The following is a 14,503-nucleotide window of genomic DNA, read 5'->3' on the forward strand; positions in this document are numbered from 1 at the left end:
ATGGCGGCGGTGTGAGGCCATCGGGTTGACACCGCGTCCGTCAACGCTACGCTCGCCATCCAACACAACAAGAAACAGGGCAGGGTGGAACGCCGTGAAACGCGTCGTCGTATCTTGAGCCGGTCCGCGCGGGCGTCCGCGCTCGCACCTTTCTCGATCCGCAGTTATCGCTTCCAGTGGCCTTCCGATCTCCTCACATCCTGGGCGTTCGAGGTCGAGAACCTCGTGCTCGGCTGGTACATCCTGACCGAGACCGGCTCGGTGCTGCTCCTGACGGTGCTCGCATCGCTGAACTATGCCGGGACGTTGGTCGCACCCGTGTTCGGCATGATCGGCGACCGCATCGGGCACCGGGATCTTCTGGCCATGATGCGCTTCGCCTATACGGCGCTCGCCTCAACCATCATGACGCTGGCGCTGACCGGCCATCTGGCGCCGCTCTATGTCATGATCATCGTGGCGGTCATGGGCCTGATCCGCCCTTCGGACCTTGGCATACGCGGCGCGCTGCTCGCCGACATCATGCCGCCCGAGCGGCTGGTCGGTGCGATCAGCGTGTCGCGCACGACGCAGGACAGCGCCCGCATCGCCGGCGCATTGACCGGCACCGGATTGTTCGCTGCGTTTGGCATCGGCTTTGCGTATATGGCGATCGCTTGTCTCTATCTTACGTCCGCTATCCTCATGGTCTGCATGGGCCGGCCGGCGAAGCACTACGGCGCGGCTGGTCATTCGGGGGATGACTGGCCCGCGCCGTCGCTATTGCGCGACCTGAAGGAGGGCATCGTTCATGCCTGGAGCGGTCCTGGAATGGGCGCGGCGCTCTGCGTCGCGTTTCTGGCCAATCTCACCGCGTTTCCTTTCACGAACGGCTTGCTGCCTTATGTCGCCAACGAAATCTTTCACACCGACCAGGCGGGTCTCGGCTATCTCTCGGCGAGCTTCGCGCTGGGCTCGCTGATCGGCTCGATCACACTCAGTCTGGTGGGCGGCGTGCGCATCGCGCGGCTTCTGGTCGGCGCGACGCTCGCCTGGTACGCGATGCTGCTGGTGTTCGTGGAGATCAGGACTCTGCCGGTGGCCATGGCCTGCCTGGTGCTTGCCGGCATTGCGCAGAGCTTGTCGATGATTTCGGCCGCCGTCATCCTGATGCGCACCGCAAGCGCGCACTTGCGCGGTCGCGTGATGGGTGTGCGCATGATGGTGATCTACGGTTTGCCGCTCGGGCTGCTCGCGGCAGGCAGCCTGATCGGTCTCATCGGTTATACCGCGACCGGCACGCTCTATGCGGCGTCCGGGCTCTTGTCGATGATGGCGATCGCGCTGCTTTGGCGCGCCGATCTGTGGCCGCTGCATGCGCCGGCGAATGCCCGCTGACGGCCATCCGCAAGGATCACGCCCGCTGACACAAGTCGGTCGGGCCGATCGCCTAGCGCTGACCGTGCGCCACCTCGTCGCGCTCGCTTTGGTTGCTGCGGGCTGTCGCCCGCGCTATAGTCGTGCTCCGATATTTTGATTTTGATATTCGCGTCAGCGGGTGATTGCGATGCCGCGTATTTTGGTCAAGGCCGGGCCTGGTCTTTCCGAGACGAAACTGACATTCGGGGCCGCTTCCGTCCCCTTTGATGTTGAACGGCTCTTTACAAGTATCGGTTCGCCATCCGCGCTCGGCGCGACCGCCGCTGACGTCTGGTACGTCCTGAAGCCGAAAATCGAGCTGGATGGCGAAAATCCCTGGGACGTCTGCCATTCGCTGTTGCAACAGGGCTTTGGGGTTGCCGGCGCGCCCCCGCCAAAGTTTGCCGAACCGGATATCGAGCAAAAATGGATTGCCGGAAGCGTCTCGGACGCCGGCCAGTCGCTGACGCAGTCCTGCGATATCAGGGATCAACAGAATCCATCCTTCCCACAAGATGAGAAGAATCCGTACTGGTTTCGCGACCGCGCGCATTCGCAGTTCGACGATGCGGTCAAGGCGATCGGCGGGCCGGATGTCGCCTCGAGGGTCCGCATCGCCCATTTCGATACCGGCTACGATCCCCATCATCATAGCCTGCCGAAGCGGCTGCGGCGGGATCTCGCCCGCAACTTCGTTGACGACGGCAATCCCGACGATGCGAGCGACGAGACCAGCGGCCTTCTCACCAATCTCGGTCACGGTACCGGCACGCTCAGCATTCTCGCCGGAACGGGAATCCCCGCAACGTCACTGCTCGGTGGCGCGCCGTTCGCAGAAGTGGTGCCGGTCCGCGTCGCCAACCGCGTCGTGCTCTTCAGCAACAGCGCCATCGCCAAGGCGTTCGACTACGTCCACGGCCTGAACGCCGCTGGTACCCGCGTCGACATCGTCACCATGAGCATGGGCGGGATCGCCTCGCAGGCCTGGGCCGATGCGGTCAATGCGCTGTACGAGCAGGGCGTGTTCATCGTCACTGCGGCCGGCAACAACTACGGCAACCTGCCGACCCACAACATCGTCTATCCCGCGCGCTTTGGCCGCGTGGTCGCCGCCTGCGGCATCATGGCGAACGGCAAGCCCTATGCCGACCTCGAGATTCGCCTGATGGCCGGTAACTACGGCCCGCTCGACAAGATGGCGACAGCCATCGCAGCTTCGACGCCAAACGTGCCGTGGGCGCGGCTGGGCTGTGCCGACATGATCGATTTCGACGGCGCCGGCACCTCGGCGGCGACGCCGCAGGTCGCCGCCGCCGCGGCGATCTGGCTGCAGAAGAACCGCGACGCGGTCGATGCCTATCCGGAAGGCTGGATGCGGGTCGAGGCGATCCGCAAGGCACTGTTCGACAGCGCCAATGCGAATGCAGACCGGCTGCGCCTCGGTCATGGTGAATTGCAGGCCAGTGCAGCGCTGGGGAAATCGGCGGCGGCAACGGCCGACCTGCGCAAGACGGCCGTCGATACGGTGTCGTTCCCGATCGAGCAGGTTCTGACCGGGCTCGGTCTGGAGGCCGACGGAGACGATCCGCGACGACGCATGCTGCAGCTCGAAGCGCTGCAGCTTTCGCAGAATACCGACGTCGAGAAGATCATGCCTCCCGACCAGTCGACCGCGACAAAGGCCGACTGGCGGCGCCTGGCGGATGCGTTGATCGCCCATCCGCACGCGTCAGTGGCGCTGCGGCAGGCTTTGGGCAGTGCGGTCTCGACCGGCTCGACCGCTGAGCCGACGGCGCCGATACCGTTCGGCAACTCCGCCCTGAATATCCAGCTTGAGAATGCCAAACGGCCGCGCGCGCCGAAACCGCCGTTCCGGCCGCTCAGGGTCTATGCCTACGATCCGTCGCTCGGGGCCGAGCTCGATACTGTTGCGATCAATCAGGCGACCCTCGAGGTTCGCTGGGAAGACGAACTGAAGCCGGGCCCGATCGGCGAATATATCGAAGTGATCGACGTCGATCCGGCGAGCCAGTGCTGCTACTCACCGGTCGACCTCAACGACACTTATGTTTTGAACAGGTCGGGCATCACACCTTCGGAAGCGAACCCGCAGTTCCATCAGCAGATGGTCTATGCGGTGGCCATGAAGACCATCGAATATTTCGAGAAGGCATTGGGCCGCGTCGCGCTGTGGGCGCCGCGCGAGATTTTGGTCCCGCGGGAGAAGAAGCCGGAGGAGGCAAAGCAGGCAGAGGCGGACGTGTGCGCCGATACCGAGCCGGTGAAGAAGCTGAGATATGTGCAACGCTTGCGGATCTACCCCCATGCGCTGCGCGCCAAGAACGCCTATTACAGTCCGGAGCACAAGGCCCTGCTGCTCGGATATTTCAACGCCTCCAGTTCCGCAGCCGCAGGCTTGATGCAAGGCAGCGTTATCTTCACGGCGGTGTCGCATGACGTCGTCGCGCATGAAACGACCCACGCTCTCCTCGATGGCGTGCACCGACGTTTCCGCGAAGCGACCAACCCGGACGTATTCGCTTTTCATGAGGCTTTCGCCGATATCGTCGCTTTGTTCCAGCACTTCACGCTGCCGGAAGCCTTGAAACACCAGATCGCGGCCACGCGCGGCGATCTCGAGCAGCAGAATCTGCTCGGGAAGCTCGCTGTGCAGTTCGGCGAGGCGACCGATCGCTACTATGCACTGCGCGACTATCTCGGCAAGGTCGAGCCGCCGAAGGAAGGCAGCGATGATCCGCCAAAATGGGTTCGCCGCGAGCCGCAGCAGACCGACTACGAGGATGCCAAGGCGACCAGCGATCCCCACGCCCTCGGCGCTGTGTTGGTCGCGGCGGTGTTCGACGCGTTCCTGCAGATCTACAAGCAGAGGACGACGGACCTGCTGCGGCTCGCGACCGGAGGAACCGGCTTGCTGCCGGACGGCGACATTTCGGTCGACCTGGTGAATCGATTGGCGCGCGAGGCCAGCAAAGTTGCGGGCCAGATTCTCAACATCTGCATTCGTGCGCTGGACTATTGTCCGCCGGTCGATATCGTCTTTGGCGAATATCTTCGCGCGCTGGTCACGGCCGATTTCGACCTTGTGCCCTATGACAGGCTTGGATACCGGGTCGCCTTCATCGAGGCCTTCCGCAATCGCGGAATCTACCCGAGGGACGTCAGACATCTGGCGCCCGGAAGCCTGATTTGGGAGCCACCACCGCTGCCGTTGCGACAGGCGAACGTCCAGAAAATTCTCAAGGAAATGTCGACCGATTGGGATCTGCAGAGCAAACGCTGCGACGCGTATAACCTGTCTTTGGACAACGCGTGCAAATTGCACCGCTGGCTGATGGACAAGGATTCGGTAGGGGACGAAGAGCTGGCTGCACTCGGTCTGCTTCGGGTCCAAATTCCGCAGCCATTCAAGATCGGAAACCAGGAGGGCTGTCTGCACGGAATTGAAGTTCATTCCGTGCGTCCCGTGCGCCGCGTCGGTCCCGAGGGCAATATCCGCGCCGATCTGGTCGTTGAGATCACCCAGAGTTTTCGCCCGAAGGGAATGCCGGGCGTGCGTTTCCGCGGCGGCTGCACGCTGATCATCGATCTCGCAAAGGCGGAAGTGCGCTACATGGTGCGCAAGAAGGTCGACAATCCCTGGCGACTCCAGAACCAGTTGGGACTTGCCGCCGCAGGGGGCGATCTCGGCGCCAACTACTTCACCGACGACACGGCCGGCCGCGAACCCTTCGCGATGATCCATCACGTGCATGGATAGGAGGACTCCATTGGCGCGACCATCGAAGGAGAAATCAGCCGCCAAAAAAACTGCGGCCAAATCCGCCGTCAAGTCGGCGGCGAAAGCGAAGAAGCCGGGCGGGCAAGCTCCGGCGACCGCGCCGCAGCCTGGCGCTGCGGGAGGTTCGGCCTATCGCGCGAAAATCAGAATGTATCGCCAGGGGCTCGGTGATTGCTTCCTGGTCTCGCTGCCGCGCACCGACGGGAGCAGCCGTCCGTTCTACCTCATGATCGATTGCGGCGTAGTGCTTGGCACCACCGATCCCGGCACGATCATGACCAAGGTGATGGAGGACATCGTCCAGACCACTGGCGGCAAGATCGATGTTCTGGTTGCGACCCACGAGCATTGGGATCATCTCTCGGGCTTCGTTCAGGCCAAGGCCTCCTTCGACAAGCTGCAAGTCGGCGAGGTTTGGCTCGCCTGGACCGAAGATGCGAAGGATCCGTTGACGCAGCAACTCAAGCAGCAAAAGGGACAAGCGCTGGCTGCTTTGCGGATGGGGCTCAGTGCGCTGCAGATAGCCGGAGACTCGGACGGGGCCGAGGAGCTGGGCGGAATTCTGGAGTTTTTTGGTGCGGCGAAAGGGCCGACTACCACGGATGCCCTGACCAATGTGAGGGCCAAGGTGACCGCGGCGCGATATTGTCTGCCGAGCGATGCACCGGTGGTGCCATCAGGCGCCAGCGCGCGCTTCTATGTGCTCGGCCCGCCGCATGACGAGAAGATGCTGCACAAGATCAATCCATCGGCGACCAACCAGGAGACCTATGGCCTGGCGATGGGCCTCTCGATGTTCATGGACGGCGCGGGGACTGCCCTCGCGGAGAAAGACGGGGGCCGACCTTTCGACCAGCAATACGAAATTCCCTTCGCTTACGCCCAGACCGCGCCGGACCTGAAATTTTTTCGGGAGCATTACTTTCAGCCCGATGGCGCGGCCCCCGACAATTGGCGTCGGATCGACGGCGACTGGCTCGACGGCGCATCCGAAATGGCGCTGCAGCTCGACAGCCTCACCAACAACACCAGCCTGGTGCTGGCAATCGAACTTACTCCCGGCGGGGACGTGTTGCTGTTCGCCGCCGACGCCCAGGTCGGCAACTGGCTGTCGTGGCAGGACCTGAAATGGATGGTCGACGGCAAGACCGTGACGGGGCCGGACCTGCTCAGTCGCGCGATTTTCTACAAGGTCGGCCATCACGGCAGCCATAACGCGACGCTGCGACAGAAGGGCCTGGAGGAAATGACCAGCCTGCGCGTCGCCATGATCCCGGTCAACCACGACATGGCGGTCAAGAAGCGTTGGGGAAAAATGCCGCTCGACGAGCTGGTCGACGTGCTGAAGCAGCAGGCCAAGGGCGTGGTGCTGCGGGTCGACGATCCGGCGATGCCGGCTTCGCGCGAAAACGTCGTCGAGGGCCCCGACAAGCTTTTTTACGAAATCACGTTTTAAAGGCCTTGGCTGCGGGTCGGGCTCGTTGTCGCGCCGCAAAAGGCGCGCGCGGGGCGTCGGTCGTCTGCATATTTATTGTTGACCGGACCGGATCATTTGTACATATGTACAAATCATATGGTCCGTCGTTCTACCAGAAGGGAAGCCCACCAGCGCAAGCCGAACTTGCGCGAGGCGATCCTTGCCGCTGCCGAGGAGCTGTTCTCAACCAACGGCTTCAACGCCGTGTCGGTGCGCGATATCGCGCAGGCCGCCGGCGCCAATCCGGGCAGCGTCACGTATCATTTCAAGACCAAGGACGGCCTGCTGCTCGAAATCTACCGCCGCCATTGCGGACCGATGAACCAGCGTCGCGCCGAGCTCCTGGGGGCGGCCAGGCGCGTGCGTGACCTGCAGGACCGGCTCGAGGCGATCGTTCGCGCGTATGTGCTGCCGGCGTTTTCCTCGGGCCACGATCTCGCCGGCGGCGGCGCCCGGTTTACCCGGCTGCGCGCGGTCATGTCGGCGGAAGGCAACGAGGTCGTGCGTAAGATCATCGCGCAGACCTTCGACGACATCAGCCACGCCTTCATCGACGCCATCCACGAAAGCCTGCCGCATATCCCGCGCACCGAGATCGTCTGGCGATCGCACTTCCTGCTGGGAGCACTTTATTACTCGCTGGTCACGCCCGAGCGCGTCTCGCGGCTCGCGCGCGGGGAGGCCGACGGCTCGGATTCGGCGAATGCGATCGAGCAGCTCGTCCGCTCCACCGTCGCGTCGCTGCAGGCGCCCGCGCTTGAAGAGCGCACGGTAGCGCCGCGGCAGTCAGCCACGAAACGCACTCATCAGAAGGCGCCGCCAGAGCGCCGCTAACAACAACGATCAAAACGATGCCAAATGGGAGGATGGCCATGGCTTCATCGGCAACTGCGTCAGTCAATGCAAATCAGGCGGATCTTGGTGAGACGATCCGCGCGGGGCTTCTGGGAGGCCTGGTCGGCGGTGTCATCATCTGGATTTACGAGGCGATCGTATGGGTCGGGGCCCAGCACCTGATGCCGCTGGCGGGCATCCCGCGCAACGCGACCGGGCTCGTCTTCGGCAAGGACGTGCAGGATTCGCTGGGAGCGGTGGCCTATTTGGTCGGCACGGGCATCCACTTCTTCTTCGTTCTTGTCTGGGGCGTGGCCTTTGCCTCGGTGTGGCCATACTTCGCCCGCCGCGGCTATGAAGCCACGCTGATTGCCGTGCTCTTTGCCGTGATCCTCTGGATCGTGATGCATGTTGCCATCGTGTTGGTCTCGTCGAACCACCCCAACTATCTCGATCCGAACGTGATCATCGGCGGTTTCATGTCCCACCTGTTCTACGCCGTGCCGCTCGCGCTCATCGTGAAGCAGCGGCTGGGCGCCAACGGCTGACGGGGATCCGGCCCGGTGGATGCGGCGGCCCGCCAGAAACTGCTGGTCGATAATCCCGCCCGCCTGTTCAAGTTCAGCTAAGGCAACATGTTCAAGCCGACGATTCCCGGACCCGATCCGGACACCAGAACGCCGAAATTCAGGCTGCCGTCTCTCGCCTGTGACGCGCATTGCCACATCTTCGGTCCCGGCGCGAAATATCCGTATGCGCCGGACCGCCCCTACACGCCGCCGGACGCGCCGCTGGAGGATTTCCGGGCCCTGCACAAGAAGATCGGCGTCGGACGCGCCGTGATCGTCAATGCCAGCGTGCACGGCACCGACAACCGCGTCGCGCTGGATGCGATTGCGGTCAGCGGCGGCGCCTATCGCGCGGTGGCCAACATCGACGACACCATCACCGAGCGGGCCCTACGCGACCTGCATGAAGGCGGCTTTCGCGGCTGCCGCTTCAACTTCGTGCGCCATCTCGGCGGCGTGCCGGACAAGCGCGTGTTCGACCGCGTGATCCAGATGATCGCGCCGCTGTCCTGGCATGTCGATCTGCATTTCGATGCGATCGATATCCCCGACTATGCCGATATGCTCGCAACGCTGCCGGTGCGCTACACCATCGACCACATGGGTCGCGTGACGGCCGCCGACGGGCTCGATCAGTTGCCGTTCAGGGCGCTGATCGAGCTGATGCGCCGCGACGAGAAATGCTGGGTCAAGGTCTGCGGCTGCGAACGCGTCTCTTCCGCTGGCCCTCCCTTTGTCGACGCGGTGCCGTTTGCGCGAAAGATCACCGAGACCGCCGCCGACCGCGTCGTTTGGGGCACGGACTGGCCGCATCCGAACGTCAAGGTGATGCCGAATGACGGCGACCTCGTCGATCTCGTTCCTTTGTTCGCGCCTGAGACGGAGCTGCAGGATAAGATCCTGGTGGCCAATCCCGCCCGGCTGTTCGAGTTCGGGACCTGACGCCATACGAATGGAGCACCCATGAAGACCGGTCTCGTCGTCACCGCCCATCCCGGCGATTTCGTCTGGCGGGCAGGAGGGGCCATCGCACTACACGCCAGGCGCGGCTATCGCATGAAGGTTGTCTGCCTGTCCTATGGCGAGCGCGGCGAAAGCCAGTTCGCGTGGAAAGAGGCGGGCGCGACGCTTGCGTCGGTGAAGGCCGGCCGCAAGGGCGAGGCCGAGCGCGCCGCCGGGATGCTGGGCGCCGAGATCGAGTTCTTCGATTGCGGCGACTATCCGCTGAAGCTCAACGATGCGCATTTCGACCGCATGGTCGACATCTATCGCGAGCTCAATCCGGCCTTCGTGCTGACGCACGCGCTGGAAGACCCCTATAATTTTGATCATCCCGAAGCCGCGCATTTCGCCCAGCAGACCCGCGTCGTCGCGCAGGCGATGGGCCACAAGCCGGATGCGAAGTATCAATATTCGGCGCCGCCGGTGTTCCTGTTCGAGCCGCACCAGCCGGAGATGTGCAACTTCAAGCCGCAGGTCATCCTCAACATCGACGAGGTCTGGGAGACCAAGCGCAAGAGTTTTGAGATTCTGGCGGCGCAGAAGCACCTGTGGGCCTATTATGAGCGCGTCGCGCTGCAGCGGGGCATGCAGGGCGGGCGCAATTCGGGAAAGGCCATGACTTATGGCGAGGCCTATCAGCGGCTGTTCCCGATGGCGGTCGAGGAATTGGCATGAAGACGGTCGTCGTTCGCAATATCAACCGGACCGACGCGGAGCTGGTCAAGCGGCTCGGCGCGCTCGGCGTCGCGACCGTGCACGAGGCCTACGGCCGCAGCGGGTTGATGAAGGAGGATGGCAAGCGCAGGGAGCTCGCATCCGGCGTGCTCGGCCTCGACATGTACAACATGCGCGAACCCCTGAAGAAGGTCGGCCTGGTCTATGTCGACGAGCTGCCGGAGGATTGAGATGGCGATGCGCTTGCGGACCTTGCTGGGCGATCATCCCGGCACATCGGCGCTGAAGAAGGGAGCGCTCAAGTCGGACCTCGCGGCGTTCGACTTCGTCGACTATTCGCCGACCAACAAGGGTTTTAAGCCCATGGTCCGCGAGCGGTCGTTCGACGTCTCCGAGATGGCGATCGTCACCTATCTGATGGCGAAAAGCTTTGGCAAGCCGATGGTGCTGCTGCCGAACGTCGTGGTGGCCCGGTCCCAGCATGCCTTTGCGCTCTATAATTCCAAGCAGGGTACGCTCGAGCCGGCCGATCTCAACGGCAAGCGCGTCGGCATCCGCTCCTTCACCACGACCACGGGCGCGTGGCTGCGCGGCATCCTTGCCAACGACTATGGCGTCGATCTCGACTCCATCGATTGGGTTACCTTCGAGGACGCCCATGTTGCGGAATTTAGGGATACCACCAAGCGAGCGCCAGCAGGCAAGCAGATCGTGCAGATGCTGATCGATGGCGAGCTCGACGCAGTGCTCGGCGAAAAGGCCGAGCATCCGAATCTGAAGCCGCTGTTCGCCGATGCCGCCGCGGAAGAGAAGGTCTGGTTCGCCAAGCGCCAGGTGATGCCGATCAACCATATGGTTGTGGTGGGCCGGGATTTGTCCGACAAACATCCCGATGTCGTGCGGGAAGTGCACCGGCTGCTCGCCGGGTCCGCCAAGGCGTCACCGGCCGCGCCACATTTCTCCGCCGGCGAGATGCGCCGCTCGCTCGAATTGATCACGCAATACACCGCCCAGCAAGGCCTGATCCCGCGCGCCTACGCTGTCGACGAACTGTTCGACGACGTCACCCGCACGCTCATCTGACGGAGGCTCACATGAACCCGGAGCCAATTTTCGACCTCGCCCATCTCGGCCACATGGAATTGTTGACGCCGAAACCGGAAGCGAGCCTGAAATTCTTCGTCGACGTCATGGGCATGACCGTCAGCGCGCAGAAGGGCGAGTCCGTTTACTTGCGCGGCTGGGACGATTACGAGCGCTATTCGCTGAAGCTGACGGGATCGAAGACATCAGGCATGGAGCACATGGCCTTGCGCGCGCGCAGCCCGCAGGCGCTAGAGCGCCGCGTCGCCGCGCTCAAGGGATCGGAGTTTGCGATCGGCTGGGTCGATGGCGACATGGGGCAGGGGCCGGCGTTCCGCTGCCGCGATCCCGACGGCCATGTCATCGAGCTCTACTACGAGACCGAATGGTACCAGGCGCCACCGGAGCTCAAACCCGCGTTGAAAAACCAGGCGCAGCGCTTTCCCGCGCGCGGCGTCAATGTCCGCCGGCTCGACCACCTCAATTGCCTTGCCGTCGACATCAAGGCGAACCGCCTCTTCTTCGAGCAGTATCTCGGCTGCCGCACCACCGAGCAGATCGTGCTCAACGACGGCACGGAAGCGGCGATGTGGATGACCATGTCGAACAAGAGCTACGACTTCGCCTATACAAGCGACAACTACGGCAAGAAGGGTCGTTTCCACCACGTCACCTACGCAATCGACAGCCGTGAGGAGATTTTGCGTGCGGCCGACATCTTCCTCGAGAACGGCGTGCATATCGAGACCGGTCCGCACAAGCACGCGATCCAGCAGACCTTCTTCCTTTATGTCTATGAGCCCGGCGGCAACCGCGTCGAGGTCGCCAATGCCGGCGCGCGGCTGATCCTGGCTCCCGACTGGAAGCCGATTATCTGGACCGAGGAGGAACGCAAGAAGGGCCAGGCCTGGGGGCTGAAGACGATCGAGTCCTTCCACACCCACGGCACGCCGCCGGTCGTAGCTTGAAGAAAATCATCGGGACGTGAACCTGCCTTTGCCATGCGTCGACCAATGCTCGGCTGGCAGGCGCTCACAACGGAAATCCCCGATGAAAATTTCGCTCTCCGTCGCATTCCTGATGTTCGGGACGGCGACGGCATGTTTCGCTCAATCCGCGACCAAACAGACATGCAACGTCGAGGTCGACATTACCGATACCGACCCGAACGGTACCAACGTCAGGGCGACACCTGGTGGCGATGTCATCACCGCTTTGAAAAATTCCAGCAGCGACGGCTGGATTCTCGTGCACCTCACCGCTCAAGCCGGCGACTGGTACGAGATCGACAGGGCGAAGCTCATCGATTCAAATCTGCCGTCAGGCGAAAAAATCATCTTTCAGGGCGCCGGCTACCTGCACAAGAGTGTGGTCGGCGTCAGCGGCATGCAGAACGGCGGGGTCGTCTACCGGAATCACGACATCCGAACCGAGCCGATCGATGCCCATGCGGCGGGCGATCAGCCCGTCGAGCTCTTGGGCTGCTGGGGCACATTCCTCAAGGTTCACGTCAGGAAGGGCATCGGCTGGACCGAGCACGCCTGCACCAACATGAATACGACCTGCGTGTAAGGGGGCGAGCAGTGCCGAATTGGATAACGAGGCTGCTTGCCGCGCTCCTTGCTGCGTTCACGCTGGCCGCCACGCCAGCGTTCAGTGCAGACTACGAGACCAGGGAAAAATCGCCGCTGTACGAGACGCATCTGCGCGTGCCGGCCAACGCCATGGTCATCGCACCGCTGAAGGAGAAGATCCTCGCGCTCTATCACTCAGATGTCGACCAGGCCAAGGAGGATGCGAAGGAGGACAAGGACGCCGATCCCGCCTTCCATCCCTACAGCATCGACACGATCTGGCGCCTGACCTTCGAGAACGAGGCGGTGATTAGTCTATCGGGCGATACCAATGCCGATACCGGCGGGGCGCATCCGAACCAGGCCTTCCAGACCATCGTCTGGGACAAGAAGGCCAATCGTCCGATCTCGATCGAGGCATTGTTTGCGCCCGACCAGGTCAAGGCTGCGCTGACGGCGATTGCAGATGCCGCGGCCAAGTCATGGACGCGGATCTACATTCAGCGCAGCGGCCAAAAACCGGGGCAGGACACCGATCTTGCCGCAGCCGGCATCGGCGCGGATCCGGAGAAGCTCAAGACTTATGCGCTGACCTACGCCAAGGGACAGACGGCAGCCAACGGCATCGTGCTGCTCTTTGGGGCTGGCCAGGTGTGGCCGCACGTGCTTGGCGATTTCCGCCTGGCGGTACCCGCGAGTGTGTTCGCAAGATATCTCGCGCCGCAGTGGAAGGGTGTGTTCGCCGCCGATTGATCGAACACATTCGCGCTACTCGCCGCCGTTGTGTCAGAATCCCCTTGCATCTCATCCATGCTGCACCATCTCCCTGCCGGGACGATCAGTCAGGGTGAAAACCAGAGATGGCAACACGCGTCGATTTTGCGAGCGAGGCATTCCACCGCGATCCCGGAGGCTTCGCCGCGACGCTGCAGGCGTCAGCGCCGGTCGTGGCGGCACGATTTCCGCTCGTTGGCAATGTATGGGTCACGACGACCCACGAGGCGACCGCCCGCGTGCTGAAGGACAGCGCGGTGTTTTCCTTGCGCAAGGAAGACGGCACCGTCGCGGGATTGCGCTGGTGGATGCCAAAGCTGGTGCAAACCCTTGCCAGCAATATGCTGACGACCGACGAGCCCGATCACACGCGCCTGCGCAGCATTGTCGACGAGGCTTTCCGCCGCCGCGCCGTGATCGGCATGGAACCGCGCATCCGCACGATCGCTGAAGAGCTCGCCGACAAGCTGTTCGCGCAGGGAAGCCCGGCCGACCTCGTCGCGCGCTATGCGCAGGTTCTGCCGCTGTCGGTCATTTGCGAGCTGCTGGGGCTACCTGAAGCGGACCGGCCGACATTCATTGCCTGGGCGAATAATTTGGTACGAGTCGGCAGCGTGATCGGCTTCTTCAGCGTGCTTCCCGCCTTCAAGAAGATGCGGCGCTACATGGCCGAGCGCCTTCGTGTGGTTCGCGAGCAGGGCGGTGAAGGCTTGATCGCCGAGCTGGTGCGGGTCGAGGCGGAAGGCGGACGGATCAGTCCCGACGAGTTGCTGTCCATGCTGTTCCTGCTCTTGAATGCCGGCTCGATCACCACGACGCATCTGATCGGCGGCGCCGTTGTTGAACTGCTAAAGGATCCTGACCGGCGCGATTGGCTGATGGCCGATTGGAACAGGCTCGATCTCGCGATCGAGGAGTTCCTGCGCTTCGTGTCGCCGGTGCAGTTCTCGAAACCGCGCTATGTGCGGCAAGACATCGATGTCGATGGTATCCGCTTGAAGAAGGGCGACCGGGTCATGGCGTTGATCGTGGCGGCAAACATGGACCCGCACGCCAACACCCATCCCGATAAGCTTGACCTGGAGCGGAAGCCGAACCGGCATTTGTCGTTCGGGACCGGCATCCACTTCTGTCTCGGCCATCAGCTTGCACGAATCGAGGGGGCTTGCGCCCTGCGGGCGCTGCTTGCGCGTTGGCCGCGCCTTGCGCTTGCCGTCAGCCCTTCCGAAATTCGCTGGCAGCGACGCCCCGGCTTGCGCGCGATCGAAAAGCTGCCGGTGGTGCCGGGCTCTTAAAGCGCGATGCATGATCGCGCTTT

Annotated in this window: 13 protein-coding genes; all 13 read left to right on the top strand. The window is 62.9% G+C overall.

Annotated features, from left to right (window positions below; genetic code table 11):
• The first annotated feature begins 114 nt into the window (after positions 1-114).
• Entirely contained in the window at positions 115-1,377 is a 1,263-nt protein-coding gene (locus VKR55_RS14695; RefSeq protein WP_324404589.1) for an MFS transporter, read from the top strand.
• A gap of 169 nt (positions 1,378-1,546) precedes the next feature.
• Positions 1,547-5,176, top strand: a complete 3,630-nt coding sequence (locus VKR55_RS14700) for a S8 family serine peptidase (protein WP_324404592.1) — start codon at positions 1,547-1,549, stop codon at positions 5,174-5,176.
• 10 nt (positions 5,177-5,186) lie between these two features.
• Positions 5,187-6,653 carry a ComEC/Rec2 family competence protein gene (locus VKR55_RS14705; protein ID WP_324404594.1) on the top strand — a complete coding sequence of 489 codons (1,467 nt, stop codon included), beginning with the start codon at positions 5,187-5,189 and terminating at the stop codon, positions 6,651-6,653.
• Between the two features lie 117 nt (positions 6,654-6,770).
• Positions 6,771-7,508 carry a TetR/AcrR family transcriptional regulator gene (locus VKR55_RS14710; protein ID WP_324404596.1) on the top strand — a complete coding sequence of 246 codons (738 nt, stop codon included), beginning with the start codon at positions 6,771-6,773 and terminating at the stop codon, positions 7,506-7,508.
• 32 nt (positions 7,509-7,540) lie between these two features.
• Positions 7,541-8,056 carry a hypothetical protein gene (locus VKR55_RS14715; protein WP_324404598.1) on the top strand — a complete coding sequence of 172 codons (516 nt, stop codon included), beginning with the start codon at positions 7,541-7,543 and terminating at the stop codon, positions 8,054-8,056.
• 87 nt (positions 8,057-8,143) lie between these two features.
• Positions 8,144-9,019, top strand: coding sequence for an amidohydrolase family protein (locus tag VKR55_RS14720; RefSeq protein WP_324404600.1), 876 nt, complete (start codon positions 8,144-8,146; stop codon positions 9,017-9,019).
• A 21-nt stretch (positions 9,020-9,040) separates the two neighbouring features.
• On the top strand, positions 9,041-9,754 hold the full coding sequence (locus VKR55_RS14725) for a PIG-L deacetylase family protein (RefSeq protein ID WP_324404602.1): 714 nt from the start codon (positions 9,041-9,043) through the stop codon (positions 9,752-9,754).
• On the top strand, positions 9,751-9,984 hold the full coding sequence (locus VKR55_RS33085; RefSeq protein WP_414642377.1) for a hypothetical protein: 234 nt from the start codon (positions 9,751-9,753) through the stop codon (positions 9,982-9,984). The genes VKR55_RS14725 and VKR55_RS33085 overlap by 4 nt, the downstream gene beginning before the upstream one ends.
• Before the next feature lies 1 nt (position 9,985).
• On the top strand, positions 9,986-10,837 hold the full coding sequence (locus VKR55_RS14735) for a substrate-binding domain-containing protein (RefSeq protein ID WP_324404604.1): 852 nt from the start codon (positions 9,986-9,988) through the stop codon (positions 10,835-10,837).
• 11 nt (positions 10,838-10,848) lie between these two features.
• Positions 10,849-11,805: a catechol 2,3-dioxygenase gene (locus VKR55_RS14740; RefSeq protein WP_324404606.1), complete on the top strand. Its 957-nt coding sequence runs from the start codon at positions 10,849-10,851 to the stop codon at positions 11,803-11,805.
• Between the two features lie 82 nt (positions 11,806-11,887).
• The gene (locus VKR55_RS14745) at positions 11,888-12,409 is read left to right on the top strand and encodes a hypothetical protein (protein WP_324404608.1); all 522 of its coding nucleotides are present in this window, start codon (positions 11,888-11,890) and stop codon (positions 12,407-12,409) included.
• Positions 12,410-12,420: 11 nt separating this feature from the next.
• On the top strand, positions 12,421-13,164 hold the full coding sequence (locus VKR55_RS14750) for a PdaC/SigV domain-containing protein (protein ID WP_324404610.1): 744 nt from the start codon (positions 12,421-12,423) through the stop codon (positions 13,162-13,164).
• 107 nt (positions 13,165-13,271) lie between these two features.
• On the top strand, positions 13,272-14,480 hold the full coding sequence (locus VKR55_RS14755; RefSeq protein ID WP_324404613.1) for a cytochrome P450: 1,209 nt from the start codon (positions 13,272-13,274) through the stop codon (positions 14,478-14,480).
• Positions 14,481-14,503 lie beyond the last annotated feature (23 nt).

It is taken from the genome of Bradyrhizobium sp. (assembly GCF_035309285.1).
In the GTDB taxonomy this organism is placed as follows: Bacteria; Pseudomonadota; Alphaproteobacteria; order Rhizobiales; family Xanthobacteraceae; genus Bradyrhizobium.

What these genes read in the sequence shown, in the direction of transcription:
- VKR55_RS14700 (WP_324404592.1), top strand. Translation starts at nt 1,547, where the DNA reads ATGCCGCGTATTTTGGTCAAGGCCGGGCCTGGTCTTTCCGAGACGAAA.
- VKR55_RS14710 (WP_324404596.1), top strand. Translation starts at nt 6,771, where the DNA reads ATGGTCCGTCGTTCTACCAGAAGGGAAGCCCACCAGCGCAAGCCGAAC.
- VKR55_RS14715 (WP_324404598.1), top strand. Translation starts at nt 7,541, where the DNA reads ATGGCCATGGCTTCATCGGCAACTGCGTCAGTCAATGCAAATCAGGCG.
- VKR55_RS14720 (WP_324404600.1), top strand. Translation starts at nt 8,144, where the DNA reads ATGTTCAAGCCGACGATTCCCGGACCCGATCCGGACACCAGAACGCCG.
- VKR55_RS14725 (WP_324404602.1), top strand. Translation starts at nt 9,041, where the DNA reads ATGAAGACCGGTCTCGTCGTCACCGCCCATCCCGGCGATTTCGTCTGG.
- VKR55_RS33085 (WP_414642377.1), top strand. Translation starts at nt 9,751, where the DNA reads ATGAAGACGGTCGTCGTTCGCAATATCAACCGGACCGACGCGGAGCTG.
- VKR55_RS14735 (WP_324404604.1), top strand. Translation starts at nt 9,986, where the DNA reads ATGGCGATGCGCTTGCGGACCTTGCTGGGCGATCATCCCGGCACATCG.
- VKR55_RS14740 (WP_324404606.1), top strand. Translation starts at nt 10,849, where the DNA reads ATGAACCCGGAGCCAATTTTCGACCTCGCCCATCTCGGCCACATGGAA.
- VKR55_RS14745 (WP_324404608.1), top strand. Translation starts at nt 11,888, where the DNA reads ATGAAAATTTCGCTCTCCGTCGCATTCCTGATGTTCGGGACGGCGACG.
- VKR55_RS14755 (WP_324404613.1), top strand. Translation starts at nt 13,272, where the DNA reads ATGGCAACACGCGTCGATTTTGCGAGCGAGGCATTCCACCGCGATCCC.